The sequence below is a fragment of the Oceanicaulis sp. HTCC2633 genome (genome assembly GCF_000152745.1).
GTDB lineage: Bacteria > Pseudomonadota > Alphaproteobacteria > Caulobacterales > Maricaulaceae > Oceanicaulis.
In genome coordinates, this window is sequence record NZ_CH672428.1 from 2,513,620 (window position 1) to 2,540,412 (window position 26,793).

At 64.7% G+C, this 26,793-nt stretch carries 25 protein-coding genes; 15 read left to right on the forward strand and 10 right to left on the reverse strand.

The genetic code is table 11. The features are described 5' to 3' along the window. Positions 1–39 precede the first annotated feature (39 nt). Positions 40–1,227, reverse strand: a complete 1,188-nt coding sequence (locus tag OA2633_RS11895) for an acyl-CoA dehydrogenase (RefSeq protein WP_009802807.1) — start codon at positions 1,225–1,227, stop codon at positions 40–42. Positions 1,228–1,490: 263 nt separating this feature from the next. Here OA2633_RS11895 and OA2633_RS11900 point away from each other — a divergent pair, with 263 nt between their 5' ends. Genes OA2633_RS11900 through OA2633_RS11910 form a run of 3 tightly spaced genes read left to right on the forward strand, consistent with a single transcriptional unit; the run spans position 1,491 to position 3,819 of the window. Next, positions 1,491–1,934: a thioredoxin family protein gene (locus tag OA2633_RS11900; protein WP_009802808.1), complete on the forward strand. Its 444-nt coding sequence runs from the start codon at positions 1,491–1,493 to the stop codon at positions 1,932–1,934. Then, a complete protein-coding gene (locus OA2633_RS11905) occupies positions 1,931–3,004 on the forward strand; it encodes an NAD(P)/FAD-dependent oxidoreductase (protein WP_009802809.1) in 1,074 nt (357 codons plus the stop codon). Before OA2633_RS11900 ends, OA2633_RS11905 begins: the two co-directional genes overlap by 4 nt. Beyond that, complete coding sequence (locus OA2633_RS11910) at positions 3,004–3,819, forward strand: PhzF family phenazine biosynthesis protein (protein ID WP_009802810.1); 816 nt, start codon at positions 3,004–3,006, stop codon at positions 3,817–3,819. Before OA2633_RS11905 ends, OA2633_RS11910 begins: the two co-directional genes overlap by 1 nt. Before the next feature lie 3 nt (positions 3,820–3,822). On the opposite strand, the gene OA2633_RS11915 is transcribed toward OA2633_RS11910, so the two are convergent. Further along, positions 3,823–4,368: a hypothetical protein gene (locus OA2633_RS11915; protein ID WP_009802811.1), complete on the reverse strand. Its 546-nt coding sequence runs from the start codon at positions 4,366–4,368 to the stop codon at positions 3,823–3,825. A gap of 164 nt (positions 4,369–4,532) precedes the next feature. Between OA2633_RS11915 and OA2633_RS11920 the strand changes: the two genes are divergently transcribed. Then, a complete protein-coding gene (locus OA2633_RS11920) occupies positions 4,533–5,825 on the forward strand; it encodes a serine protease (RefSeq protein WP_040612675.1) in 1,293 nt (430 codons plus the stop codon). A gap of 12 nt (positions 5,826–5,837) precedes the next feature. On the opposite strand, the gene OA2633_RS11925 is transcribed toward OA2633_RS11920, so the two are convergent. Then, positions 5,838–6,860 carry a DUF481 domain-containing protein gene (locus OA2633_RS11925; RefSeq protein WP_009802813.1) on the reverse strand — a complete coding sequence of 341 codons (1,023 nt, stop codon included), beginning with the start codon at positions 6,858–6,860 and terminating at the stop codon, positions 5,838–5,840. Between the two features lie 151 nt (positions 6,861–7,011). Between OA2633_RS11925 and OA2633_RS11930 the strand changes: the two genes are divergently transcribed. After that, a complete protein-coding gene (locus OA2633_RS11930) occupies positions 7,012–7,746 on the forward strand; it encodes a lysoplasmalogenase (RefSeq protein ID WP_009802814.1) in 735 nt (244 codons plus the stop codon). On the opposite strand, the gene rpoH is transcribed toward OA2633_RS11930, so the two are convergent. Next, positions 7,743–8,633 (reverse strand): RNA polymerase sigma factor RpoH, encoded by an 891-nt coding sequence (gene rpoH, locus OA2633_RS11935; RefSeq protein WP_009802815.1) that lies wholly within the window; start codon positions 8,631–8,633, stop codon positions 7,743–7,745. The two genes, OA2633_RS11930 and rpoH, sit on opposite strands and share 4 nt — an antisense overlap. A gap of 215 nt (positions 8,634–8,848) precedes the next feature. Here rpoH and OA2633_RS11940 point away from each other — a divergent pair, with 215 nt between their 5' ends. After that, complete coding sequence (locus OA2633_RS11940; protein WP_009802816.1) at positions 8,849–9,367, forward strand: GNAT family N-acetyltransferase; 519 nt, start codon at positions 8,849–8,851, stop codon at positions 9,365–9,367. A gap of 72 nt (positions 9,368–9,439) precedes the next feature. Next, entirely contained in the window at positions 9,440–10,327 is an 888-nt protein-coding gene (locus tag OA2633_RS11945) for a bile acid:sodium symporter family protein (RefSeq protein WP_009802817.1), read from the forward strand. Here OA2633_RS11945 and OA2633_RS11950 read toward each other — a convergent pair. Next, complete coding sequence (locus tag OA2633_RS11950) at positions 10,324–11,325, reverse strand: RluA family pseudouridine synthase (protein WP_040612677.1); 1,002 nt, start codon at positions 11,323–11,325, stop codon at positions 10,324–10,326. The genes OA2633_RS11945 and OA2633_RS11950 overlap by 4 nt on opposite strands. Positions 11,326–11,510: 185 nt before the next feature. On the opposite strand from OA2633_RS11950, the gene OA2633_RS11955 reads away from it, so the two are divergent. The 3 genes from OA2633_RS11955 (at position 11,511) to sppA (ending at position 17,668) form a co-directional block, all read left to right on the forward strand. Beyond that, a complete protein-coding gene (locus tag OA2633_RS11955; RefSeq protein WP_009802819.1) occupies positions 11,511–13,847 on the forward strand; it encodes a TonB-dependent receptor in 2,337 nt (778 codons plus the stop codon). A gap of 132 nt (positions 13,848–13,979) precedes the next feature. Beyond that, positions 13,980–15,695 (forward strand): alkaline phosphatase, encoded by a 1,716-nt coding sequence (locus tag OA2633_RS11960; protein WP_009802820.1) that lies wholly within the window; start codon positions 13,980–13,982, stop codon positions 15,693–15,695. A 101-nt stretch (positions 15,696–15,796) separates the two neighbouring features. Continuing rightward, a complete protein-coding gene (sppA, locus tag OA2633_RS11965; RefSeq protein WP_009802821.1) occupies positions 15,797–17,668 on the forward strand; it encodes a signal peptide peptidase SppA in 1,872 nt (623 codons plus the stop codon). 56 nt (positions 17,669–17,724) lie between these two features. Here the strand turns inward: sppA and OA2633_RS11970 are convergent, their stop codons facing one another. Beyond that, positions 17,725–18,591, reverse strand: a complete 867-nt coding sequence (locus tag OA2633_RS11970; protein ID WP_009802822.1) for a LysR family transcriptional regulator — start codon at positions 18,589–18,591, stop codon at positions 17,725–17,727. Positions 18,592–18,696: 105 nt separating this feature from the next. Here OA2633_RS11970 and OA2633_RS11975 point away from each other — a divergent pair, with 105 nt between their 5' ends. Continuing rightward, complete coding sequence (locus OA2633_RS11975; protein WP_009802823.1) at positions 18,697–19,329, forward strand: FMN-dependent NADH-azoreductase; 633 nt, start codon at positions 18,697–18,699, stop codon at positions 19,327–19,329. A gap of 58 nt (positions 19,330–19,387) precedes the next feature. Here the strand turns inward: OA2633_RS11975 and folE are convergent, their stop codons facing one another. After that, positions 19,388–20,017, reverse strand: coding sequence for a GTP cyclohydrolase I FolE (gene folE / locus OA2633_RS11980; protein WP_009802824.1), 630 nt, complete (start codon positions 20,015–20,017; stop codon positions 19,388–19,390). Between the two features lie 285 nt (positions 20,018–20,302). On the opposite strand from folE, the gene cysS reads away from it, so the two are divergent. The 4 genes from cysS to OA2633_RS12000 are packed head-to-tail and all read left to right on the forward strand — an operon-like array spanning position 20,303 to position 23,474. Then, entirely contained in the window at positions 20,303–21,691 is a 1,389-nt protein-coding gene (gene cysS / locus OA2633_RS11985) for a cysteine--tRNA ligase (protein WP_009802825.1), read from the forward strand. Between the two features lie 39 nt (positions 21,692–21,730). Then, positions 21,731–22,159 (forward strand): iron-sulfur cluster assembly scaffold protein, encoded by a 429-nt coding sequence (locus tag OA2633_RS11990; RefSeq protein ID WP_009802826.1) that lies wholly within the window; start codon positions 21,731–21,733, stop codon positions 22,157–22,159. 59 nt (positions 22,160–22,218) lie between these two features. After that, complete coding sequence (gene yidD / locus OA2633_RS15915; RefSeq protein WP_009802827.1) at positions 22,219–22,575, forward strand: membrane protein insertion efficiency factor YidD; 357 nt, start codon at positions 22,219–22,221, stop codon at positions 22,573–22,575. 14 nt (positions 22,576–22,589) lie between these two features. Then, the gene (locus OA2633_RS12000; RefSeq protein ID WP_162010994.1) at positions 22,590–23,474 is read left to right on the forward strand and encodes a glycosyltransferase family 2 protein; all 885 of its coding nucleotides are present in this window, start codon (positions 22,590–22,592) and stop codon (positions 23,472–23,474) included. A 12-nt stretch (positions 23,475–23,486) separates the two neighbouring features. On the opposite strand, the gene OA2633_RS12005 is transcribed toward OA2633_RS12000, so the two are convergent. The 3 genes from OA2633_RS12005 to OA2633_RS15535 form a co-directional block, all read right to left on the reverse strand. Continuing rightward, entirely contained in the window at positions 23,487–24,041 is a 555-nt protein-coding gene (locus tag OA2633_RS12005) for a DUF305 domain-containing protein (protein WP_009802829.1), read from the reverse strand. An 84-nt stretch (positions 24,042–24,125) separates the two neighbouring features. Beyond that, on the reverse strand, positions 24,126–25,028 hold the full coding sequence (locus OA2633_RS12010; RefSeq protein WP_009802830.1) for a hydroxymethylglutaryl-CoA lyase: 903 nt from the start codon (positions 25,026–25,028) through the stop codon (positions 24,126–24,128). Next, positions 25,025–26,731: a glycosyltransferase family 39 protein gene (locus tag OA2633_RS15535; protein ID WP_009802831.1), complete on the reverse strand. Its 1,707-nt coding sequence runs from the start codon at positions 26,729–26,731 to the stop codon at positions 25,025–25,027. Before OA2633_RS15535 ends, OA2633_RS12010 begins: the two co-directional genes overlap by 4 nt. Positions 26,732–26,793: the final 62 nt, after the last annotated feature.

The following is a 26,793-nucleotide window of genomic DNA, read 5'->3' on the forward strand; positions in this document are numbered from 1 at the left end:
CCGGGGTTTTTTGTTGTGCGACTGAAAAGGAGATCAGGCTTAAGAGAAAGCCTGAAGCCCGGTCATGGCGCGGCCCAGAATGAGGGCGTGCACGTCATGGGTGCCCTCATAGGTGTTCACGGTCTCAAGATTAATGGCGTGGCGCAGGATGTGGTATTCCTCGGCGATGCCATTGCCGCCATGGATGTCGCGCGCCTCGCGGGCGATGGCCAGGGCCTTGCCGCAATTGTTGCGCTTCATCATGGAGATCGCTTCGGGGATCCAGGCGCCCTGATCGAGCATGCGGCCGAGCGCCAGCGCGCCCTGATAGCCGAGCGCGATCTCGGTCTGCATGTCGGCGAGTTTCTTCTGCACCAGCTGGGTTCCGGCGATCGGCTTTCCGAAGACGACGCGCTCCATGGCGTAGTCGCGGGCGGCGTGTAGGCAGAACTCGGCCGCGCCCATGGCGCCCCAGGCGATGCCGTAGCGCGCCTTGTTCAAGCAGGAGAACGGACCGCGCAGGCCCTTCACATGCGGCAGCAGGTTCTCTTCGGGCACGAAGGCGTCATTGAGCGAGATCGAGCCGGTGATCGAGGCGCGCAGCGACAGCTTGCCTTCGATCTTGGGGCAATCGAAGCCTTCGGTTCCCTTGTCGACGATGAAGCCGCGGATCTCGCCGTCCAGCTTGGCCCAGACCACCGCCAGATCGGAGATCGGCGAGTTGGTGATCCACATCTTTGCACCGTTCAGCACATAGCCGCCATCGGCCTTCCTGGCGGTGGTGCGCATGGCGCCCGGATCCGAACCGCCATCGGGTTCGGTCAGGCCGAAACAGCCCACATATTCGCCGCTGGCGAGCTTGGGCAGGTATTTGTGCTTTTGTTCTTCCGTGCCGAAGGCCTCGATCGGATACATGACGAGGGAAGACTGCACGCTCATCGCCGAGCGGTAACCGGAATCAATCGCTTCCACCTCGCGCGCGATCAGGCCGTAGGCCACATGGGACAGGCCCGCGCCGCCATATTCCTCGGCCACGGTGGCGCCCAGCAGCCCCATCTCGCCCATCTCGGTCATGATGTTGCGATCAAAGCTTTCCTCACGATAGGCGTCGACCACGCGCGGCAGCAGCTTCTCGCGGCAATAGCTGCGGGCGCTGTCGGCGATCATGCGCTCCTCTTCGCTCAGCTGCTGCTGAAGGTGAAGCGGGTCTTCCCAGGAGAAGCTCAGGCCGGTCTCTTTCGCCGCCATGCGTGGATATCCTTCTTCGTCTCTTACGGCCCTATATGGCCCGGCGCCGGTGCGATGACCAGCGGCGAGCGGGCGATGCGTCGTCTCTGCCCGAGGTGGTAGCGGACCGAGCGCGTGAGGGGCAAGCAGGCGCTTGGCGCCGAGCTGAAGTTTTCCGGCCCTGACACAGGCGTGAAGACCGGTCGCACCCGATCAATCTGGACCTTTGAGCCGGAAGGGCGCAGTTTCCCGGTCCAGTGACAAGAGTGAATCCGGAGCGCCGCATGACCCGCCCCTTTCTGCCCGATGACATCGCGATCGCCGATCTGCAAACGCCCTATGCGTCCGCCCCAGAGCCGAAAGGCGCACTCGGGAATGCGGAATACGCGGCCCGCAACGGCAAGCGGGTTCTGGCGGTGTTCGGTGCGGACTGGTGCCCGGACGCGCGGCGCTTCGCGAGCGTGCTGGCGTTGCCGCAGCTGCAGGACTTCCTGTCCGAGCGCTACGAGATCGTGCTGATTGATGTGGGTCGCTATGACAGGAATATCGATCTGGCGGCGGGCTATGGACTGGAGAAGATCGAGGGGGCGCCCGCGATCGTGGTGGCTGATGCGGATGGCCGCGTGGTGAATGCGGGCGGCGCCTATGACTGGCGCACCGCCCGCTCGCGCCGACCGCAGGAATTCGCCGACTTTCTCGCCGTGTACGCCGAGGTTCCCGCCCCGTGACCCGTCAAGTCGTTCTGATCGGGGCCGGCCATGCCCATATGGAGGCGCTGCGCCAGTCAAAGCGCTTCGCTAATGCGGGCCTGACGCTGACGCTGATTGACCCGGGCGCCTTCTGGTATTCCGGCGCCGCCACGGGCGTGCTCTCCGGAGCGCTTGATCCCGCTGCGGCGCGACTGAATCCGGCGGACATGGCTGGTCCGTTCCTGCATGTGCGCCAACGGGTCGCCTCGGTGAATTCTGTGACCCGGACGGTCCGGCTCGAGGACGGTCTGGAACTCAGTTATGATGTGTTGTCGCTGAATACCGGCAGCCATATCGCCCACACGCCGCTTCTGGAGGCGGGCGCCATTCCCGCCAAACCGGTCAGTGCGCTCGCCGCGCTTCGGGCGACGGTCGAAACCGCCGGAGGGCGCCTGCGTCTTGCGGTCGCCGGCGCCGGTGCGACAGGGCTGGAGATCGCGCTGTCGCTCGCCAGCCTGCAGCGCCGGCTGGGCGCGCACCCGCAAATGGTGCTTGCCGGCCCGGATCTGTTGCCGGGCTGGCCGGACAAGGCGCGCGACCTGGCGCGCGACGCGATGGCGCGCTGTGGTGTCGAGTATGTGCCCCGCAGAGTGCAGGATCTGTCGATGGGTCTCATCCATTTCGGGGAACGCAGGGTCGCGCCCGTGGACATTCTGGTGGCCGCGACCGGGCTGAGCGCCAATCTTCCCGACGGATTTGACGCGTCCGGTGACGGCTTGCCGGTGAATGAAGACCTGTCCTGGACGGGCGATGGCTCGGTGTTCGCTGTGGGTGATTGCGCGCGCATGGTGGATCACCCCCGGCCCAGGCTGGGCGTGTTCGGCGTGCGCGCGGCGCCCATCCTGATCCAGAATCTGATCAATGCGGCGGGCGGTCGTACGACGCGTCGGCGGTATACGCCGCAATCGCGCTGGCTCTCGATCCTGGATGTGGGCGACGGCACGGGCCTGGCCCGCTATGGCGATCTCGCCTTTCAGGGCAAACCGGCCCTCACGCTCAAGCGCTGGCTCGACGGCCGCTTCCTGCAACGCTTCCGGGAGGAGCATTGATGGAATTTTCCTACGCAGAGATTCACGCCTTTCCCGACGGACCCAAGCCGCATTCGGGCAATCCGGCCGGGGTTGTCCTGCTGCATCGTGATCTGTCGGATGCCGACCTTCTGGGGATCGCGCAATCGAACAACCTGTCCGAGACAGCCTATCTCAAGCCCATGGGAGAGAAGGATCAGTGGTCTCTGCGCTGGTTCACGCCGGGGCTGGAGGTGGAGCTGTGCGGACATGCCACGCTGGCCTCGGCCGCCTGGCTGTTTGAAACCGGCCGCGTGGTGGGACCGGAGGCGCGCTTTCACACCCTGTCAGGATTGCTGAAGGTCTCGCGTCTGGAGGATGGCCGGTACCAGATGGATTTCCCGGTGATCGGATATGAGCCGGGCAAGGCCGATTCCGCCGTGGTTGACGCGCTGGGCGGCGGCGAGCCGGAAGCCGTTTACGAGATCGAACGCGTGCACGGCAATCGCTATCAGATGCTGGTGTTCGCCGATGAAGCCGCCGTGGTGGGGCTCAATCCCGACATAAAGGCGCTCGAGGCCGCCCGCACCAATGTGATCGCCACGGCGCCGGGACGGGCGTCGGACTTCGTGTCCCGCTTCTTCGGCCCCGCCAGCGGGGTGGACGAGGATCCGGTGACGGGCTCCGCGCACTGCACGCTGGCGCCGTACTGGTTCCAGCGTCTTGAGAAGACCGCGCTGAAGGCGCGGCAGGTCGGCCCGCGCTCCGGCGCGCTCGAGGTGCGCGCCGGGGCATCGGGCCGTGTTCTGCTCGTCGGGTCCGCCCTGCGTTATCTGGACGGGGTGATCCGGCTCTAGGTCCTAGTGACGGCCATGGCCGTAATGGTCGCGACCGCGTCCGCGGCCATGACCGCGACCATAATGGTCGTATCCGCGACGGCCGTGGACGACCTGCACGGGCACCGCGCCCCAACGAGTCTCGGCGTAATAGCCGCCCGTGCGACGATCAAGATAGGCGCGATCCGGGCGCAGGCGATCGCCGGTCCGGCCGTCCCGGGCTTCCCGGCGGCTGGGCACGTAATCCCAGGCGCGGTCCGGGCAATCGATGATCCGGCTGTCCCGGCGGTCCTCGCGGCGATCCCGCCAGCCGGTATCGCGTCGGCGGTCGCGGCGGTCCTCACGCAGATCCGGGCAGGCATTGGCGTAGACCACGAAATGGCCCTCCGGGCCGTTCCAGCGATACCCGCGATGATGGGGCTCATAGCCGCGGCGGTGGCCATGGGCCTGAGCCGTTGCCGCAGTGCTGACCGATACGGTCAGATCGGCGGCGTTCGCCGCGGCGGGCAGGGCGGTGGCGGCAAGTCCGGCGAAGGCGGCCGCCGCAGCCAGTTTTGCGAACAGTTGCATTGTGTGTCTCCTTCATCCTTGGCCTTCCGGCCTGATGGGGACGACAATGACGCATCGCGCCTGAACGCATGCTGGGCTAGGCTTTCATGTTCTATTCAACCAGATGAACGATACTGAGCTTGACCGGCGCAAGGGGGCGTGCGCCAAAAGTGATTGGGGATCCTATGCTTAAATCTGTTTTGGCTGCAGCCGCCGGACTTGTGATGCTGGCGGGCGGCGCCGTCGCCCAGCAATTGAGCTGGCCGCAGGGCGAGACGTTCACCAGCCGGGACTATCAGGACATCCTGCACCAGGTGACCAAGCCCGGGGCGCGTCCCGCGACCGGAGCCAGCGCCATTGCCGGCGATGACAGCTGCCAATACGCCAATGACAATGAGTGTGACGAGCCGGGTCTGGGCACCGGCGCCTGCGTGGCTGGCACGGATCATTCCGATTGCTGGCGGTTGATGGCGGGCGTCGAGGATGATTCCTGCCAGTGGGCCAATGACGGCGAATGTGATGAGCCCGGCTTCGGCACGGGCGCCTGCACCCAGGCCACGGACCGCACCGATTGCGGCGCGCTGATCGAACTGCGCTTCCGCAATGACCAGTGCGAGACGGCTTTCAACGGCGTTTGCGAGGAGCCGGGCGTGGGCAATGGCGCCTGCGAGGCGCGGACCGACCGCGCCGACTGCATCGGTCGCGAGCGCCCGATGACCATTCAGGATCATTATTTCGGTCATGATGACCGGGTGCTGATGGATACGGGCGTCTTCCCGTGGAGCGTTGTGGGGTACATCGTCTTTGACGCTGGCGGGACCTGCACCGCCACTCTCATTGACGAGGATGTGCTGATCACGGCGGCCCATTGCGTATCCGAGAACGGGCGCATCAATGCCGCCGGCGTGTTCCATACCGGCGAGAACCTGCCGGGCGGCGGTCGCTCGGCCCGGGTAATCGACTACCTCATGGATTCCGAATGGGATGAAGAGGTCTTCAATGCCGGCGATGACCGCGACGGCACGGACTGGGCCATGCTGCGCATTGACCAGCCGCTGGGCGCGGAGCTGGGTCATGTGGGTTTCGAGGCGCTGGTGGATGTCGAGGGCCCGCGCGCGGCCCTGCGTGCGCCCATCCGTCAGGCGGGATATTCCTGGGACACCGGCGAGCATCTGTCGGGCAATCTTGATTGCCGCATGGTCGAGGTCTTCGACGACAACACCATGGCGCACAATTGCGACACCACGCGCGGGGATTCCGGATCCCCCTTCATGATCGAACGCAATGGCGAGTGGCGCGTGGTGGCGACCGATTCCAATTTCCGCTCCAATCCGGACGGACCCTTCATCTATATCGCGGCGCGGTCGGATCGCTGGGTTCCGCTGGTGGCGGACTTCGCCGCGGGACGGATCGGGAATGGCGGCCTGCGTCCGCGCGGGCCGGGCAAGCCTGGCAAGCCCGAGCCGATCAAGAAATAGCCGCAGGCGCGATCAGAACTCCCGGACGAGGGCGAGGTCGGTGCGACTGTCACCGGCCTCGAAGCCCGGCTCGGGGTCAAATTCGTAGCGATACCGGTAGCGCAGCTCCAGCGACCACAGATCCCCAAGATCGGTGTTCAGCTTGAAGAGCTGGTCGGCGCGCGCATTGTTGGAAGCCAGGAACCGGGTTTCAGATTCCAGCCGCATGCTGTCGCTGAGCTGAAGCTCGACATCGGACAGCAGGTCGAATGCGCCCTCATAATAGGAGCCGTTGTCCGCTTCCTGGATGTATCTCAGGCCGGGTGCGGCGCGGATCGTCCATTCCGCCTTGTCGCGCTGCAGGGCGCGATAGCCGGCGCCGACGCCCATGAAACCCGTCCAGTCAAAGCCCGAGACCTGGTCGCGCTCCCATTCTGTATTGGTGAACAGGGTCCAGCGGTCACCGGCCTCGCGCTCGCCGCGCGCTTTCAGGATCAGCTCGTCCCGTCCCACATTGTCGTCCACTTCGGAATAGGAATAGATGATGCTGGATTCAAAGCCCCAGCCGACCAGTTCGCGCTCCGCATCCAGGCCCAGCGTATAGTCCAGCCGATCGGTGTCTCCGCTGTCAGCGCGCACGCCCAGCCGGACCTTGCCGGTCCACAGCTCGGATTCAGCCTGGGTCAGCAGCAGGACGGCGGAGGTCGGGGCGGCGATCCAGAACGGGTCGACCCTGGAGGTCAGCTCGTTCTCGACCGCCGCCTCTTGCAGCTCGGCGTCCACCGCGATCATGGCGGGGGGCGGAACAGGCGTCACGGGCGCGACCGGCAGGCCCAGCGTTCTGCGGGCTATGATCGCGTGATGATCAGACAGGCGCGCGGCGCCAACTGCGATCCGTTCCGCCGATTGCGTCAGGGACAGCAGATGGATGGCGTTGGTGAAGACCGCCTCGTCATCCTCCGCCGCAGCCGCCGCCAAGAGCTCCTGGAAAGGGGGGGCGAGGCCTTCCGCCGGCGCAGCGGCGAGGGTAAGAGCAGCAAAGGCGGACAGGATCATGCATCAGGCTCCGGGCGGGGATAGGAAAACAAACACATTCGGACGGGGAAACAAACCCTTGAGCCTGTAAAACTGCCGTATGCCTTGACGCTTGCGCAGGAACGCGGCACGCCTTTGACCTCATTGGCGCTCCTTTGTGACGAGATCTGAAATGACCGACCCAGTCGCTGACCGTTATGCCCGCACCGAGCCGCTCTTTCCCGACTGGGCGGCCCCGATCTATTTGTGGGTGTCGGTCGCGGCCTCGGTGATCTATCTGGGCCTGGACCTGACGACGGCCTCCATGCCGGGGCTGGCGCTGACCAAGGCGCTGGGGATCATCCTGCTGGGCGTCTATGCGCTGCTCAAACGCGCGCCTGTGCTGGCTGTGGCGCTGCTCTTGTCGGCGGGTGGGGATTACGCCCTCGCCATGCGGCCCCCTCAACTGGAAGCCGGGATCGGCTTCTTTGGCGCCGCACATCTCACCTACATCGCCATTTTCGCGCTGATGGTCCTGAAGGGCGGGATCAAGCGCGAGGGCCTAGTGCTGGCGGGCGGCCTGTTCGTCTATGGCGTGGCGATGTGGCTGTGGCTCAATGGCGGCATGGGCGCGCTGATCGCGCCGGCCAGCATCTATCTGGGCATCATCCTGGTGATGGCCATGGCCGCAGGGATGATCAAAGGCCCCAATCTCATCGTGATCGGGGCCCTGTTGTTCGTGGTGTCGGATTCGGTGCTGGCCATGCGCTGGTTCCGCGGCGTGCTCGTGTTCGAGAACGGGCTCGACTGGGGCGGCGTCATCGTCTGGGCCACCTATTACGGCGCGCAGCTCTGCCTGACCCTGGGCGTGGTTCGCGCGCGGGCGTTGCAGGCGATCACGGGGCGGAAGGCTGAGCCGGCGGCTTAGGCCGGCATCAGGCCGCGTTCCTCGGCCAGCCGCTTCATCTCGTTCTGCAGCTTTTCAAACGCGCGCACCTCGATCTGGCGGATGCGTTCGCGGCTGACGCCATAGACCTGGGCGAGATCCTCGAGCGTTTTCGGCTCCTCGGTGAGGCGGCGTTCCTGGATGATGTTCTGCTCACGCTCGTTCAGCGCGCCCATGGCCTCCTGTAGGAGGGTCATGCGCATGGAGAATTCATCGGATTCCGCGAGCTCGTCCTCGGCGTCATCCGCATCATCATCGGCCAGCCAGTCCTGCCATTCCGCCTCGCCATCCGCGCGCATCGGCGCGTTAAGGGACGCATCGGGGCCGGACAGGCGACGGTTCATGGAGATGACGTCGTCATCGGTGACGCCGAGCTTGGTGGCGATTTCCTCGACCTGATCGGGGCGCAGATCGCCCTCGTCCAGCGCGCGCATCTGGCTCTTCATCCGGCGGAGGTTGAAGAACAGCTTCTTCTGTGCGGCGGTGGTGCCCATTTTCACCAGCGACCAGGAGCGCAGGATGTATTCCTGGATCGAGGCGCGGATCCACCACATGGCGTAGGTCGCCAGGCGGAAGCCCTTGTCCGGATCGAACTTCTTCACCGCCTGCATCAGGCCCACATTGCCCTCGCTGATCACCTCGGCGATCGGCAGGCCATAGCCGCGATAGCCCATGGCGATCTTGGCCACGAGACGCAGGTGCGAGGTGACAAGCTGGTGGGCGGCGTCAGAATCCTCGTGTTCCTGCCAGCGCTTGGCCAGCATGAACTCCTGATCCTTCTCCAGCATGGGGAATTTCCGGATCTCCGCGAGATATCGCGACAGACCGGCTTCGGGCGACATGGTCAGCGCCGTTTTCATGTTTGCCATGGTTGTCACTCCCCAGTGAGCCCTTGGCGCCGACGGAATGACCAGCGCCGCGTTCATTTAGGTAGCCGATTTGCAGATTGGTAGGGGTCACAAGCCAGTGAAGCTGAAACCCGATCTGACACATCCTGCAATAAACCAGAAAACGGCGCCCAGATTAAGGCTCTCAGCGGAAACAATGTATTGCTCTCGCGCGAAAGCCCGCGAAAACTGACCCCATGAGCATTACCGTGAGACAGGCCCGATCGGGCGATCAGGACGCCCTCGCCCTTGTGGGGGCGACGACCTTTCTGGAAAGCTATGCCGGCGTGGTCGACGGCGGCGCGATCATCCGTCATTGCGCCGAGCGTCACACGCCGGAGGTCTACGGACAGGCGCTTGAAACGCGCAGTCATGCGCTCTGGCTGGCCGAGATGGCGCCGGGCGCGGCGCCCGTGGGCTATCTGCACCTGACCCCGCCCGACCTTCCGGTCGAGACACGGCCTGACGATCTCGAGATCAAGCGCATCTATGTACTGGCGAGCCTGCACCGCACGGGCCTGGGGCGCCGCTTCATCGCCGAGGCGGTCAACCATGCCCGCGCAGAGGGGGCGTCGCGACTTCTGCTGGGGGTGTATCAGGGGAATGAACGGGCGCTCGCCTTCTATGAGCGCATGGGCTTCGACAAGATCGGCACGCGACAGTTCGATGTGGGCGGACGCATCTATGACGATTGGGTGCTGGCGTTGGGCGTCTAGCCTGAAAGGGTGCTCAAGCCCCTAATCCGATTGTCACTTTATGCGCTCTCTTAAGCGCTTTAGGGTTGGCGCATGGATACTCTGTTTGCGCAAGTTCTGCTCCCGCTCGCCCTGGCGTTCATCATGTTCACTCTCGGGGTGGGGCTGACGCCGGCGGACTTCAAACGCATCGCCTTGCAGCCCAGGGCCTTTCTCGTCGGCACGGCGTTGCAATTCATATCCCTGCCGCTGATCGCGATCGCACTCGTGGCCTTCCTGCCCATCCCGCCCATCGTCAAGGTCGGCGTGGTTTTGCTGGCGGCCTGTCCGGGCGGCACGACATCGAACCTGCTCACGCACATGGCGCGCGGCGATGTCGCGCTGTCGGTCTCCCTGACCGCGATCACCTCGCTCGCCTCGGTGGTGACCGTGCCGGTGGTGCTGATGGTCGCGCTCGCCCTGTTCATGGGACCGGACGCGCCGCAGGTGGGGATGGTCTCAACGGGCGTGGTGATCTTCGCACTGACCGTCATACCGGTCGGACTGGGCATGATTCTGCGCAAGCTGGCGCCGAAACCGGCTGTGGCGCTGGAGCGTCATTCGCGTTTCATGTCCGGGCTGGTCTTCACCGCGGTGGTCATCGCCACCGTGCTCAATGAAGGGATTGGCGAGACCCTGCGGCGTCTCACTCAGGCGGGTGCGGTGTCGCTGGCGTTGAATGTCGCCGCCATGGCGGTGGCGTTCGCGGTGTCGAGCTGGATGGCCTTCAAGATGCGTCAGCGCGTGGCCCTTACGCTGGAATGCGGCCTGCAGAACGCCACGCTGGCGATCGTGGTGGCGAGTTCGCTGCTGGGCGATATCGACTACGCCATGCCCGCCGCCATCTATGGCCTGATGATGTTCGCAACGGCCGGGCTGTTCATCCTGTGGGCGCGGCGCTGGTCGAAGGCAGCTCTCCGTGCACGGAATATGGCGCTCTAGAGCCGCTCCAGAAACCCTTGCAGTCTTTGCATGTCCTTGGGCAGCTCGGTCTCGAACCGCACCTGTTCGCCGGTCACCGGGTGGTCAAAGCCCAGCACGGCGGCATGCAGCGCCTGGCGGCGGAAATCCTTGAAGTCCTTGCCGCTGTCCAGCTTTGCGAGCGGCGTGGAGCGGCCCCGGCCATAGACCGGGTCGCCCAGCAGCGGGCAGCCGATATGGGCCATGTGCACCCGGATCTGATGGGTGCGTCCGGTCTCCAGCCGGCAGCGGACCAGCGCGCACATGGGATGCCCCACAGACTTGCCGGGCTCCTGACCAAAGGTCGCCAGCGTCTCGTAATTGGTGATGGCGTGCTTGCCGGCTTGAGAGCCGGGCGCATCGATCACCGCCATCTTCTTGCGATCATGGCTTGATCGCGCCAGTCGCGTCTCGATCCGGCCTGTGCGGGGCTGGGGGGCGGAACGGGTGAACGCCAGATAGGCGCGCTCGACCGTGTGGGCGGCGAATTGTGCGGACAGGCCCTGATGCGCCTTGTCGGTCTTGGCGGCGACCATGACGCCGGAGGTGTCCTTGTCGAGGCGATGGACAATGCCGGGGCGCTCCACCCCGCCGATTCCCGACAGGGACCCCGCGCAGTGAAACAGCAGGGCGTGGACCAGCGTGCCCGTCCAGTTGCCCGCGGCCGGATGCACCGCCATGCCGGCGGGCTTGTTGATGACGATCAGATGGTCATCCTCGAACAGGACCTCGAGCGGGATGTCCTCGGGCTTGGGCGTGGCTTCCACCGGAGCCGGCACATCAAGGCGATAGACGCCTTCGCGCACCTTGGCGGAGGGATCCGTAAGCGCCTCTCCATCGACGAACAGGCAGCCTTGCTCGACCAGCGCCTTGCAGCGTGAGCGTGACAGATCCTCCCAGATCGCGGCCATCCAGCGATCAAGCCGCTCACCGGCGTCAGCGGAAGTTGCAATCTGCTCTCGTGAAGTCTTGGCGTTCATTTCCAAATGAATTGACCTATTCGTATATGCATATCCAGTGGCATTTGGGTAACGTCATCTGCATTACGCCGAACCGTAACCATTCTTTGTTCGAGTCGTTAGCGAAGCGTCACACTTGACCCCTACCAGCAGCCGGTCTGCGCACATCTCGTGTGCGCTATGTAACAAGTTCAGGGGTCCTTACAATGACGTTCAAAGCTCGCCTGTCTGCGTGCGCCGCTCTTCTCGCCCTCGCACCGGCCTCGACCGCCTTCGCGCAAACCGAGGTCAATGAGCAGGTCACCGACGTGATCACCGTGACCACCCAGTTCCGCGAGCAATCCCTCGCTGACGTTCCGATCAACGTGTCGGCGTTCAACGAGGAGCTGATCGAGCGTCTCGACATCCGCAACATGGAAGACATGGCCCTGTTCACGCCGGGCCTCGTCATTCAGGAGCAGAGCCCGAACAATACCGGCTACTCCCTGCGCGGCATCACCACCGACAGCGGCGTTTCGACCGCCGAAGCGCGCGTGGCCATGTTCCAGGACGGCCTGTCCATCTCCCGCTCGCGCGGCTCCTATGTGGAACTGTTCGACATCGAGCGGCTGGAAGTCGCCAAGGGCCCGCAGCCGACCCTGTTCGGTCGCGGCGCGCTGATCGGCGGCATCAACATCATCCAGAACAAGGCGGCGTTCGAGAACTCCGCCAGCGTCTTCGCCGGTCTGGGCAATTACGACGCCTATGAAGTGGGCGGCCATGTGAACTACGCCATCGCCGACGCTTACGGCCTGCGCGTCGCCGCGGTGAACCGCGTGCGCGACGGTTACATCCCCAATCTGGGCGATGGCGACGACCTGCAGGGTCGTGACGTTCTGGCGGGCCGGGTGGTGTTCTCCGGCGAACCGACCAGCTCTTTCAGCTTCGACCTGATCGGCAACTGGCAGCAGGACAGCGGTCCGGGCAGCTCGTTCAAATCCGGCGTCATCGCCCCGCAAGGCGGCAGCACCAATCCGTATTCCGCAGCCGATCTGCGCGTGATCGACGGGTTTGAGAGCAATCAGGGCCTGGGTCTGGACCGGACTGTCTGGGGCATCACCGCCCTGACCAGCTGGGACATCAACCCGTCCTGGAACCTGTCCACCGTGACCGGCTATCGCGAATACGACTCGGTCGAGATCTTCGACCCGCTCGGCATCGGCTTCGAGGCCCTGAACTTCGGCGAAGACGCGACCGGTCGCCAGACCAGCCACGAAATGCGCCTGAGCTTTGACAATGGCGGCCGCTTCACCGCGTTTGGCGGCGTCACCTATTTCTACGAAGCCAACACCCAGCGCATCCCGGCGATCTACAACGAGGCCGTCACCCAGGCCCTGTTCGTGCGTCTGGGCCAGTTCGGCAATGTGAACACGCTCGCCGGCCTGCTCGGTGTTCCGGCTTCGGCGCTGACCGATCTCGCCAACCCGTTCCCGTATTCCATCGCCGCCCTGTCCCAGGGCATAGGCCTGGTGCCGCTGCGCCCCAACTACACCGAGGAATCCGCGAACGCTGGTTCGACCGAGGCGCTCGATTTCTTCGCCGACGCCTCTTTTGACGTCACTGACCGCCTGACCGTGACGGCCGGCCTTCGCTATACCGACGAAAGCAAGAATGCGTCCGGTTATGGCGGCACCAGCATGGGGCCGAACCGCGTCACCTTTGGCCCGGCGCTGATCCTGACCAGCTCGCCGAACGGCGCCGAAATCAGCTCCAGCGCGGACTTTGATGACTGGACCTATCGCGTGAACGCCGCCTACGAGGTGAGCGATCGCATGAACGCCTGGGTCAGCTATGCCCGCGGTCGCAGCCCGGATCTGATCTCGATCGACTCCAATTCGCCGACCCTGTTCAGCACCTCTCCGGCCGAGATCGTGGACTCCCTGGAAGTGGGCGCCTTCTTCACGCTGGATCGCGGCACGCTGACCGCCTCCATCTACGAGTCCAAGTACGACAACTTCCGCACCTCGGTGTTCGACCCGCTCACCAGCACCTTCGTGCCGCAGAACTCCGGTTCCGCGACCCAGCGGGGCCTCGAGCTGCAGGGCGATTTCCGCATCACCGACACGCTCGACCTGATGGCGACCTATTCCTACAACCTCGCCAAGTTCGACAAGACCTCGAACGGCGTGGCTCAGGAGCTGGGCGGCAACCGTTTCCGGTATGCGCCCGAGTACTCCTTCTCGCTGGGCGCGCGCTGGGAAGCCCTGACCCGGCCCTGGGGCACGGTGACCATCCTGCCGAGCTTCTCCTGGCAGTCCCATGTCTTCACCGACAACGACAATGACCGCTTTGTCGGCGTGCGTCAGGACTCCTACGGCCTGCTGCGGGCCCGGGTGCGCTATGATGATCCGTCCGAACGTTATTTTGCGGAGATCTACGGCAACAACATCGCTGATCAGGAATACCTGATCGACGCCGGCAACACCGGCGCGGGCTTTGGTCTGCCGACCTTCATCGCCGGCGCGCCGCGCACTTACGGCTTCCGCATCGGCGCCAGCTTCTAGGCTGACGCATTAAGACTCGTCCGGGGGGACGGGGCTGTGGCCGGCGCGGGGAGAGGGGCCTTGCGCCGGCCTTCTTGTTTGGTTTCTACTTTGCCCGAGCTCGCTCGATCGAGCCGATCACAGGGGGATGACATGTCACAGCAATTCAAGCTGACGCGTCGCGCCGCGCTGGCGGGCGCCGCAGGGCTCGGCCTGGCCGCCACGGCCTGCAGCCGCGAAGAGCCGAGCTTCGTGCCGCGCCTGCCCGCTGACGGTCCCTTCAAGCATGGCGTGGCCAGCGGTGATCCGGACCAGAGCTCTATCATGCTGTGGACCGCCATCACCGCCGAGACGCTGGACGCGCCGGTGCGGGTGGAGCTCGCCGAGGATGACGCCTTCAGTTCGATCCTTCTCGAGGCCGAGGCGGCGCCGGCCGCGGCGACCGTGAACGGCATGACCCCGTTCAAGCTGCTCGCAGACGGGCTGCAGCCTGGGCGGGACTACTGGTACCGCTTCCACTTCGGCGATGCGACAAGCGAGACGGGGCGCACGCGCACCCTGCCTGAAGCCGGCGTGGACCGTTTCACCATCGCGGCTTTCTCCTGCTCGAATTATCCGGCGGGCTTCTTCAACGCTTACCGCGCCGCGGCGGATCGCGGCGATATCGATCTTGTCGTGCATCTGGGCGATTACCTCTACGAATATGGCCGCGGCGGTTACGCCATGGAGGATGACGAGCGCCTGGGGCGGGTGGTCGAACCGGCCCACGAGATCGTCACCTATGAGGACTATGTCACCCGCTACGCCCAGTATGGCGCGGACCCGGACCTGAAGGCGCTCAAGGCGGCGGCTCCCTGGCTGACCATCTGGGATGATCACGAGACCGCCAACAACGCCCATCTCACTGGCGCCGAGAACCACGACCCGGAGGAGGGCGAGGGCGCCTGGTCTGACCGTGTGGACGCCGCGCTGCGCGCCTATTACGGCTGGCTGCCGGTGCGTGAGCCGCAGGACCGCCGGGCGCGCTATGGCGCGCTCGAGATCGGGGATCTGGCGACGCTCATCTTCCTGGAAAGCCGTTTGCTGGCGCGCTCTGACGAGATGACGCTGGATGATTTCCCGGTGCCGCTCGATTCCGATCCCGAGGATCCTCTCGTGCAGGAGACCGTGCGCAACTGGCTGCAGGCGCGGGTGGGCGGCGAGGACCGGACCTTGCTGGGCGCCGAGCAGTTCGACTTCGTCATCCGCACGCTCGAGCAGTCGGTCGCCGCCGGCAAGCCCTGGCGGATTTTCGCCAACCAGGTGCTTATGGGCTCGGCCACCGCGCCCGATTACACCAAGGAGCCGCCGCTCTGGCTGCGCTGGGGCATGCGTCTGGCGGGCGGGCAGATCTGGGATTTCGCCCGGCAGACCCAGTTCGGCGTGCCGATGACGCTGGACACCTGGGATGGCTTTCCGGCCGAGCGCGAACGCCTGTTCAGCGCGGCGCGCGAGGCGAACGCCGATTTCATCGTGCTGACCGGTGACAGTCATAATTTCTGGACCGTGGATTTGAAGACTGATGGCGGTGAACGGGTTGGCGTCGAGTTCGGCGTGACCTCCGTGACCAGCCCGTCCGACTATGAGTTCGTCAACGCGCCGAGCGTCGATTTCGGCCAGATGACGCTGAAGGCCAATCCGCACATCCTGCATCACAGCGTGTACGCGAAGGGGTTCGTGCTGCTGACCCTGACGCCGGAAGAGGCGGTGGCGGACTTCGTTTCGGTCTCCACCATCAAGGACACCGCCTTCGAGGCCGGGCTCGACAGTCGCTGGCGGGTCACGCCGGCCCTTGGCGGACCTGTGGCCGAAGTCGAGCGTCTGGGCTGATCGCATTCACCGTTGCGGTCTTTTAAGGCGGTCGCGCCTAGACAGGGCTGTGCAGCTGGGCCAATTTGAAGGTCAATTCGGGGGTGAAATAAGGGGTTCCCATGTCGTCTGACGAAAACATCGTGGCGCGCATCTGGCGCTATATCGGCGCATTCCAGCACGGAATTCTGCGCATTTTCGGGATCTTCGTGATCCTTTTCCTGCTGATCGTCTTCATTGGCGGCCTGTTGTCGAACGACGAGTTCGAGCTGGCGGACAGCGGCGTCCTGATCTTCGCGCCTGAAGGTCCGGTCGTGGAGGAACCCACCACCATCTCTCCCAATGACGCCTTCACGGCGTCCCTGCTGGGCGGCGGTCCGGGGTCCGAAGTGCTTCTGAGCGATGTGGTCGAGGGCTTCCGTCGCGCCACCGAGGATGACGACGTCACCACCATCGTGATGAATCTGGAGCGCTTTGGCGGCGGGTATCCGGCCGCCCTGCACCAGATCGCGCACGAGATGGACGCCTTCCGCGATGCGGGCAAGGAAATCATCGTCTATGGCGATAACTATTCCATGACCGGCTATTTCCTGGCGTCTCACGCCAGCCAGATCTATCTGCACGATATGGGCGGCGCCAATGTGAACGGCTATGCGGTCTATCGCACCTTCTTCCGCTCCCTGCTCGAGCGCCTGAACGTCACCGTGAACGTCTACCGCGTGGGCACCTTCAAGTCGGCGCTGGAGCCCTATCTGGGCGACGAGATGTCCGAGCCGGCCGCAGAAGCCAACCGTTATGTGTTCGGCGATCTGTGGAACGCCTATCAGGATAGCGTGGAAGCGGCGCGCGGCCTGTCTGACGGCGCGCTCCAGACCTATGCCGACCAGTTCCCCGAGCTGCTGGTCGCCCAGGGCGGCGATACGGCGGCGGTGTCCCTGAACGAAGGCTTGGTGGATGAAGTGATCGGCCGCGGTCATTACCGTGACCTGCTCGAAGAGCGGTTCGGCCGCGATGAGAGCGAGGATTCCCTGGGCTTCGTCGCCAGCGACTTCTTCGACTATGTCGAGGCCAATCGTGAGTTCAACCTGATCCCGAGCGACAAGATCGTCGTGATCAAGGCTGTCGGCGGCATTGTGGACGGCAATGGCGATGGCGGCGTGATCGGCGGCGATCAGCATGCCGAGCTGATCCGTCGCGCGCGTCTGGACGACGATGTGCGGGCCATCGTGCTGCGCATCGATTCGGGCGGCGGTTCGGCCTTCGCGTCCGAACTGATCCGCGAGGAGCTGGAAATGGCGCGCCTCGAAGGCAAGATCGTCATCGCCTCCATGGGCGGCGTGGCGGCGTCTGGCGGCTACTGGATCGCCACTCCGGCGCATGAGATCTGGGCCGAGCCGACCACCATCACCGGCTCGATCGGCATTTTCGGCTTCATTCCGACCTTTGAGGACAGCCTGGCCGAGATCGGCGTCTACGAGGACGGCATCGCTCTGACCGAGACGGCGCGTCAGCCCTCCCAGTTCGGCGGCGTGACCGAGGAATGGGACACCATCCTGCAATCCTCCATCGAGGCCGGTTATGAGCGCTTCCTGTCCATCGTGGCGGAATCGCGCAACATGACCCGCGACGAGGTGGACGCTGTGGCGCAGGGCCGCATCTGGACTGGCCAGCAGGCGTTCGATCGCGGCCTGGTCGACCAGCTTGGCGGGTATGACGAGGCGATTGCCGCCGCGGCCGCCCGTGCGGGCCTGGAAGAGGGCGATTATCGCGTCATCGAATTCCGTGACGAGGTGGACCCGTTCCATCAGTTCCTGCAGATGTTCGGTCAGAGCGCCGGCGTTGCGGTCTTCGGCGAGGGCCTGCTGGGTTCGGGCCTGCTGGGCGATATGGCCCGCGGCGCCCAGGCCGAGATCGAAACCATCAACATGATGAACGATCCCAACGGCATCTACGCCACCTGCTTTGAGTGCACGGCGTTCCGCACGGCGCACTAGGCGACGCAGACTGCAAACGCAAAGGCCCGGCTGGTTCAGCCGGGCCTTTTTCGTGATCAGGGCTGGAAGTGGGGGCGGAGCCAGCTGAGGAACTTGCGCACCTTGCTCGACTGAAGGGCCTCTTCACGCCCCGCAATCCTGTAGGCGGGCCCCTTGAGCCGGGCTGCCGGGCCGACCGGAACCAGCAGGTTCCGCTCGACCAGAAGGCTCAGCAGATAGGGGCTGCCCAGCAGCACGCCCTGTCCCGCCAGCGCACACTGGACGGCGTATTGCTCATCCTCGAAGACGCGGTCCTGCGCGATCTTGAGCGATGCGCCCGTCTGTTGCGACAGGTCCGCCCATGTGGGCGCCGCGCCGATGGGCATGCGCCAGCTCGGGCTGAGCAGGTCCACGCTGCGCCCCGCCAGCGCCTTGTCGCGCAAGGCGGGCGTCGCGAAAGCGCCGAACTCATCCTCGACCAGAACCTCATCGCCCTCCTGCGCAGGTCCATAGCGGATCGCGAGATCGATCTGCGGGGCGCGCTTGAGGTCCACAGGCGCGTAGGAGGGTTCGATCTGCACGTCGAGATCGGGCAGGTCGGCGGCGAGCCGGGCCAGCCGGGGCGCGAGCCACAGGCTGGCGAAAGCCGGCGTCACCGCCAGGGTGAGGCGGCCGGACCGGGTTTTCAGCTCGGCCACGGCCAGGTCAATCTCGGCAAAGGCGCCGGACAGGCGCTCGGCCAGGTGCTGGCCCTCCGCCGTGGCGCTCACCCCGCGCGGGGACCGGATCAGCAAGGTCAGACCCAGCTGACCCTCCAGCGTCTTGATCGCATGCGAGAGCGCGGTGGGCGTCACCCGCAATTCCCCGGCGGCGCCCGCCAGGCTTCCATGACGGATCGCTGCTTCAAGGGCGCGCATGGCCCGGTGGGAGAGATGGGCTGACATGAGAAAATCTCATTACGGAGTGAAGTTATCTCTATAGCGCATGACGCCAATATGAGGAAATTCAGACGCCTCTTTTGAAACCTGACAATCTGAGAGGTGAGAAACATGCATGTCCTGAGAGTGGATGCGAGCGTGCGCAAGCCAGGCTCGCTCAGCCGCAAGATCGGAGACGCCTTCCTGGAGGCGCTGGGCGAAACCCATCCTGCAATGACAGTGACCGAACGCGATGTGGGCCTGAACCCGCCGCCTCTCATCACCTCAGACTGGGTGGCGGCGGCCTTTACGCCGAAGGCGCAAAGAAGCGCGGCGCAGTCACAGCTTCTGGCGCAGAGTGATCACGCCATCGCCGAATTGCGTCAGGCGGAGATCATCCTGATCACCGCGCCCATGTACAATTACGGCATGCCGGCGGGTCTGAAGGCCTGGGTGGATAGCGTGGTGCGCAAGGACGAGACCTTCACCTTCGATTTGGCGCGGGGCGACTTCCCGCTCCAGCCCGTCCTGTCCGGCAAGACACTGGTCCTTGCGACGGCCTGGGGCGAGTTCGGCTTTGAGCCGGGCGGCGTCCGGGACGGGCAGGGCCATCTGATAGGCCATGTAAAGGCGGTATCGGGCTATCTGGGCGCGGACCGTTTCGAGCATGTGGGGGTGGAGTATCAGGAGTTCGCCGATGATCGCTTTGAAGCAAGCATGCAGGCGGCGCTGGAGCGCGCCAATGCCCTGGGCGGGCGTCTTTAAAAGAAAAGCCCGGGAGCGGACCTCCCGGGCTTTCGCCTGATTGCGGATCAGCCTGCGCCTAGCGCTTGGACTGCTCACACAGATTCATGAAGCGCTGGCGCAGTTCGGCGTTCGCCTTGAATTCGCCGCGGAACATGGTGGTGATCGTGGAGACGTTCGGGTGGTGCACGCCGCGCGTGGTCATGCACTGGTGCTTGGCGTCCACGAAGATGGCGACGCCCAGCGGGCTCATCGCGTCCTCGATCGCGTCGGCGATCTGGGCGGTCATGGTCTCCTGGGTCTGCAGGCGCTTGGAGAAGGCCTCGACCACCTTGGCGATCTTGGAGATGCCGACAACGGCGCGGTCCGGCAGATAGGCGACGCAGGCCGTGCCCAGGATCGGCGCCATGTGGTGCTCACAGTGAGACTCCACATCGATATTGGTCAGCATGACCATGTCGTCATAGCCCTGCACATCCTCGAAACGTTTGCCGAGAATCTTGTGCGGGTCTTCGTCATAGCCGCGGAACCAGTCGTTATAGGCGTTCACGACACGCTTGGGCGTCTCCAGAAGGCCTTCACGGCGGGGGTCGTCGCCGGCCCAGCGCAGCAGGGTGCGCACTGCTTCTTCAGCTTCTTCACGGGTCGGGCGAACGATGGCGTCCTCAGGGAGGCTGGCCAGGGTTTTCTTGTCAGTCATGGCGTCCATGAATGGCGGATCCTTTCGTTGACGGGCGCCGTCCTGCGCAGGACAGAACGACGAAGTACCGGTTTCCGGATCCAGCAGGGCGGGACGGGGAAGCCGTCGGCGCGCGCCGGGTCTAGATGTTATCCTCCGGGAAGCGGGTTTCACCGCGTCCAGCGCTTAGTTAGTTTCGGCATTTCAAAAGTCCAATGCCGTAACAAGTCTTTTTCCCAAGCGGACGACGTTGTAGACCGGCACCTTGGTGCAACGCAAATCCCTGCGCTGCGCTCAGACTTTGGAAAAGTTCAGATGACCGTCCTCACGCTTTACGACACCGCAGCGCGCAAGAAGCGCGACTTCGTCCCGATCGATGCCGACCGGGTGACGATGTATGTGTGTGGTCCGACGGTCTATTCCGAGGCCCATATTGGCAATTTCCGCCCGCCGGTGGCGTTTGACGTGCTGTTCCGGCTGCTGCGTCACATCTATGGCTCCGAGCATGTGGTCTATGCGCGCAACATCACGGACGTGGATGACAAGATCAACAAGGCGGCCGCTGACGCCGGCGTTGATATTTCCGTGATCACGGACAAGTACGCGGCGATCTATCGCGAAGACAGCGCGGCGCTGAACATCACCCCGCCGACGCTCGAGCCGGCGGCGACCGCGCACATGCCCCAGATGATCGCCATGATCGAAAAGCTGATCGCGGACGGTTTCGCCTACGCCGCCGAAGGGCATGTGCTGTTCTCGGTCGGCAGCTACGACAAGTACGGCAAGCTGTCCGGGCGTTCGCTCGACGACATGATCGCGGGCGCGCGCGTGGAAGTGGCGCCCTACAAGAAGGACCCCGCGGATTTCGTGCTGTGGAAGCCGTCCAAGCCCGGTGAGCCGGTCTGGGAAGCGCCCTTCGGCGATGGCCGTCCGGGCTGGCACCTGGAATGCTCGGCCATGATCGAGGCCACACTCGGCGAGACCATCGACATTCATGCCGGGGGCGGCGATCTCGTCTTCCCGCACCATGAGAACGAGGTGGCCCAGTCCGTCTGCGCCCATGCGGGCGCGCCTCTGGCGAACTACTGGCTGCACAACGGCTTTCTGTCGATGGCGTCCGAGAAGATGTCCAAATCGCTCGGCAATGTGATCAAGCCCAATGACCTCTTGCAGAACGGGGTGAAGGGCGAGGTGATCCGCTACGCCCTGATGACCGGCCATTATCGCGCGCCGCTCGACTGGAACGCCAAGCTTCTGGAGAACACCCAGCGGTCCATGGACCGGCTCTATGGCGTCCTCCGGCGCCTGAAAGGGGTCAACGCGGCCGATGTCGCTGCGCCCGAAGCCGTGATGGACGCCCTGCTGGATGATCTGAACACGCCCAAGGCGCTGGCGGCGCTGTTCGAGATCGCCGGGCGCGCCAACAAGGCCGACAGCGAGGACGCGCAGGCCCGGGCCAAGGGCGAGCTTCTGGCGGCGGGGCGCCTGCTGGGCCTGTTTGACCAGGATCCGGACGCCTGGTTCGGTCTTGATACGGTTGATGAAGCGCTGCGGGCCGAGATCGACCAGCTTCTGGCCGAACGGCTGGCGGCGCGTCAGGCCAAGGATTTCGAGAAGGCGGACGCCATTCGCGAAATCCTGAACGCCAAGAATGTCCAGGTGGATGACGGGCCGGAAGGGGCGACCTGGCGGCTCAAGGACTGACGTCTTGAAATCGCCCGCCGGGGTGCGGACATAATCGCCATGAGCGAGATCTACACCAATGACCTTCTGGAGCTGGCGGCCGATATTCTCCATATCGGCCGCCTGCCGGACCCTGACGGCAGCGCCAGCAGGGTTTCGCGCATCTGCGGGTCCGAGCTGACGCTGGATCTGAAGGTCGCGGATGGCCGCATCGCCGATCTGGGGCTCGAGGTGAAGGCCTGCGCCCTAGGCCAGGCCAGCGCCAGCGTGTTCGCCCGCGCGGCCCTCGGCGCTGACCTTGAAGAAATTCGCGTGACGCGGGAGGCGCTTAGGTTGATGCTGAAAGAGGGCGCCCCGGCGCCGAATGGTCGTTTTTCCGCCCTCAAGGCGCTTCAACCCGCCGCATCCTATCGTCAGCGGCACGGCTCCATAATGCTGGCGTTTGACGCCGCCGAGCAGGCGTTTGAAGCTGCGTTGTCGCAGGACTGAGAGCGGCGTAGCCGGTCCCGGCCAGATTTGGATTGATCGTGTGTGAAACTGGGCCTCTAATGTGCGAACGAGCTGGAATTACACGTTTGCCGACTCGCGTAGGACTGGTACTGCTTCGCGCCTATCAGATCGGATTGTCTCCGGTGCTCTACGCTTTTGGCGTACGATGTCGTCATCAGCCCAGTTGTTCGAATTACGCAGTGGGATGCGTGACCGAACAGGGATTGTGGCGCGGCTCCTGGCTGGCCGCGGGCCGCGTTCTGCGGTGTCGGCCCGGCGGGACCTGGGGGTATGATCCGGCTCCGACACCTCGCCTGGATGTGGCGTGGTGGAAGGTCTGGGCGCTACGCGAGGGGCCGGCGCGCGACACAAAAGGCTACATTCTTTCGGCGGATGATGCGCCGGAAGATGAGTGAGCGGGGGAACGGACGTGGATCAGCCAGTCCGATCAGGAATTTCAGCCGTCATCGTGACCTTCCGCACGGGTGACGTTCTGCTTGAATGCGTGGATTCCGTCCTCGCCGCCCCGGACATTGACGAACTGGTCCTCGTCAATCACGACAATCCACCCGAAATGGTCGAGCAGCTTGAGCAACGCGCCCGCCACGACGCCAAGCTGAGACTGGTGCATACCGGTGAAAATCTCGGCTTTTCCAAAGGCTGCAATATCGGCGCGCAGGCCGCACGCGGGGATGCGCTGCTCTTTCTCAATCCTGATGCCGTGCTCAAGCCCGGGGACGCCAGCCGGCTTCTCAAGACCGTTCAGGGGCGAGCAGAGCCGGCCATAGTAGGGGCCCGGTTGATCGGGCCGGACGGCCGGGAACAGCGCGGCGCGCGTCGCGGCGCCTTGACGCTGGGGTCGGCCCTGACCGGTTTCCTGGGTCTGTCCTGCGCCTTTCACCGCGAGCATGAACCGCTGCCATCCAGGCCGGTCGCCATGCCGACCGTTTCGGGCGCGGCCATGCTGATGACCCGGCGCGGGTTTGAGCGGCTGGAGGGGTTTGACGAAGGCTATTTCCTGCATGTCGAGGATATCGACATCTGCAAGCGCGCCCGTGATGCAGGCGGCGAAGTGATTTTCGAGCCCCGCGTCGAGATCGCCCATGTGGGCTCCACATCCAAGATCAGCCAGATCAAGGTGGAGATCTTCAAGGCGCTCGGTCTGGCGCGCTATTTCACCCTGCATGGCGGAGTGGTCGGACCCTTGCAGGGGTTCGTGCTCGGGCCGGTCTTTCTGGTGGGCGCAGTGATGCGCTCGGTGCTGTTTCAGATCCAGGCCCGGACCGCCGGCAAGCTGCCCGCGTCCGAACTCTAGATCACCGATCGTCTAGGGCACATCCGAGCCGGCAGGCTCTTGCGGATTCAACTGACCTTCAAATTCAGGCATCGGGCGAGCCTCCGCCTCGGCCTGGCTGGTCGCCGGTCCGTTCTCGGCAATGTCGCGGATCAGCCACTCCATTTCCTTGATCTCGCGGCGCTGGGCCTCAATGATCCCGTCCGCCAGTTCGCGCACGCGCACATCCTCGATGCCGGCGCGTTCACTTGTCATGATGGCGATCGAGTGGTGCGGGATCATGGCCTTCATGTAGGACTGATCACCCACCGTCACTTGGGAGCGCACCAGGAACAACGCCAGCACGAACACAACGGCGCTGCCGGCGTAAATGCCGAGATTGATCCTCGCATTCCTGTACATGCCCAACATGAAGGACAGCATGACCACGGCCATGGCGGCGCCCATGACGAAGGTCATGTAGAAGCGGGTTTCGCTCCAGCGCACATGCTCGAGCGCAAAGGTATTGAAATACATCAGGATGAACATGACCAGGGACGACGTCCCGATCATCGCGGCGAAGCGCCAGTAATTGCTCTTGCTGTCCATGCCTCAGGCCTCGTCAGTTGCGAGTAGAGAAACTGTCTAACGAGGCATCTCGCGTCCGGTTCCACTGGACGGGGAATGTGAGGTTCAACGGGGCGGAAACGGCCCCGCCTTCGAGAGCGCGGACTCGATGGGGTGCTTGAGCGCGACCTGTTCGAGCCAGTGCGCCGTCTCGATCATCTTGTCCAGATCAATGCCCGTGCTGAAGCCGCCCCGTTCGAGCATGTAGACCACATCCTCGGTCGCCACATTGCCGGTGGCTTTGGGGGCGAAGGGACAGCCGCCAATCCCTCCGGCAGAGGCATCGATCACATCAACGCCCGCCTCGACGGCGGCGAAGACATTGGCGATGGCGGTGTTGCGGGTGTTGTGAAAGTGAAGGCGCAGACGCGCCTTCGGCGCGGCGTCCCGGACAATGTCGACCGCCTTCTTCACCTGCCAGGGCGTCGCGACGCCGATCGTGTCCCCGAGCGCGATTTCCTGCGCGCCCGCGGCGGCGGCGCGTCCGGCCAACTCGCCCAGAATGGCCGGGTCCACCTCGCCATCGAACGGATCGCCAAAGGCCACCGAGATGGTGGCCGACAACGGGATGGCCGCGTCATGGGCCAGCACCGCGATGCGGTCCAGAAGGTCAGCGGTGTCCTGCGGCGTGGCGTTCTGGTTGCGTTTGCCGAAGCCTTCAGAGGCGACCATCACATAGTTGATCTCGTCACAGCGGGATTCGATGGCCTGACGCATGCCGCGCTCATTGAGCGCCAGTCCGATGAAGGACACGCCGCGATCACGCGGAACCTGCGCCATCACCTCGATGGAATCCGCCATCTTGGGCACGGCCTTGGGATTGACGAAGCTCGCCGCCTCCATGCGCTTCACGCCGGTCTCGATCAGCCGCTCGATGAATTCCAGTTTGACCGAGGTGTCCAGCAGGACCGGGTCGTTCTGCAGTCCGTCGCGCGGACCGACTTCCACAATCTCGATCGGGCGGCTCATGGCGTACTCCCTGAAGGCTCGGTTGCAGCATCGGGGCTGCAGCCGGTCGCGGCGATCAACAGGACCGTGTCGTCGCCGCGTGAATAATTGAACCCGTCCACCAGCCGGACCGCGCAGGCGCGCTGGACAAGTGGACGAAGCGTCTGGGCCGCGGAGTCGCTCCAGCGGCTGAGATCAAAGACGTAAAGGCGCGGAGCGGAGAAATCGAGGTCTCCGCTGGCCAGTTGCGCAGCGATTGCGTCGGCATCTCGCAATTCCACCTCGCCCCGGGTCAGGAAGACGAAGCTGGGCTCGGTGTAAGTGGAGATCAGCGGGGCGTCGGGGACAAGGGTGCGCAGGTCCGCCACTTCCCGGGCCGCGGGGCCCGAGGGAAAGAGGATCGAGGCGGAGGGCGCGACCACGCCGCGGCCCAGCCCGTGCCAGCTCAGCCCGAGGACGACGAGCGCGATCAGCGCCAGGTCATAGCGCCGCATATAGAGGGCGAAGGTCGCCGCCAGCCCGCAAAACAGCATCAGGGCCGCCGCCAGATAGGCCGCCCAGAGCGCGCCGTGAAAGCGGATGCCGAGGGCGATCAGTACGCCTGAAGCCAAAATGACGCCCAAAGCCAGAAGGCCCAGTCCCAGCAGACGCCAGCGGCGCTCCACCCGTCCCCACCGCACAAATCCGAGCCCGGAGATCACGGCGATCGCCGGATAGATCGGCAGGGAATAGTGCGGCAACTTGGTGGGCAGAAACTCGATCAAGAGCCAGGCGGGCGCGATGAAGGCGACCAGCAGGCGCGCAGCCCGGGCGTCCGGCGTCTGCTCGCGCCAGTCCTTGACGAGGCTGGCGATCCCGGCGGGCAGGCTGACGATGGCGGGCAGGAAGAGGAGCGGCAGCAACAGGAGATGACTGCCCGGCGGCGCGCCATGGCCCTCATGCCCCGAGGTGACCTTGGGCGCCATGTCCCCGCCGAGCGCTTCGGTCAGAAAACGCCCTTCGGAAACGACCTGAACGCCGATGAGCCAGGGCAGGATGATCAGCGCCGCCAGAACGGGGCCCGGCCAGTAGAAGAAGACTTTCAGCCAGACGAGGCGCCGCTCGAGCGCGCAGAGCGCCAGTACGGCCAGAGCCATCATGATCGGAGTGACGGGGCCTTTGATCAGGGCGGCCAGCGCCACGAACACCCACATCAGCACCGCCCATTTGCGGCGTTTGGCGGGCGTTTCCGCCAGCCAGACCTCAACGAGCGCCAGCACGCTCAGCCCGGTCATGGCGGCCAGCATGGCGTCGGTCTTGGCGATGCCGCCCTCGCTGGCGAGCAGCAGGCTGACCGAGACGAGCGCGCCGGCGAAAACGCCCGTGCGATGGTCGTACAGCCGCCGCCCGACCCAGAAGGCGCTGAGCGCCGCCAGCATCGCCCCCAGCACCGAAGGCAGGCGATAGGTCCAGATCTCGCGCGCCGCGGGTCCGGTCGTCACGGCGACGGTCAGGCTCTGCATCCAGTAAATGCCGATGGGTTTCTTGTGGCGGGGCTGATCCTGGAAGCGGATATCGATGATATCGCCGGTCTCGGCCATCTGCGCGCTGGCCTGGGCGAAGCGCGCTTCGTCCCGATCCAGAACCGGCAGGGTGAACACTCCCGCAAGGCTCGCAACGAGCGCAAGCAGGGCAATGAACAGGCGGGCCCGTTCGGTGTTTATCAGGCGATCTTGCAACAACATGAACGGCCCGGGCGCAGGAAAACAGAAAAAGGTCGTGCGTCTGTCTCAATAATCGGTATGAA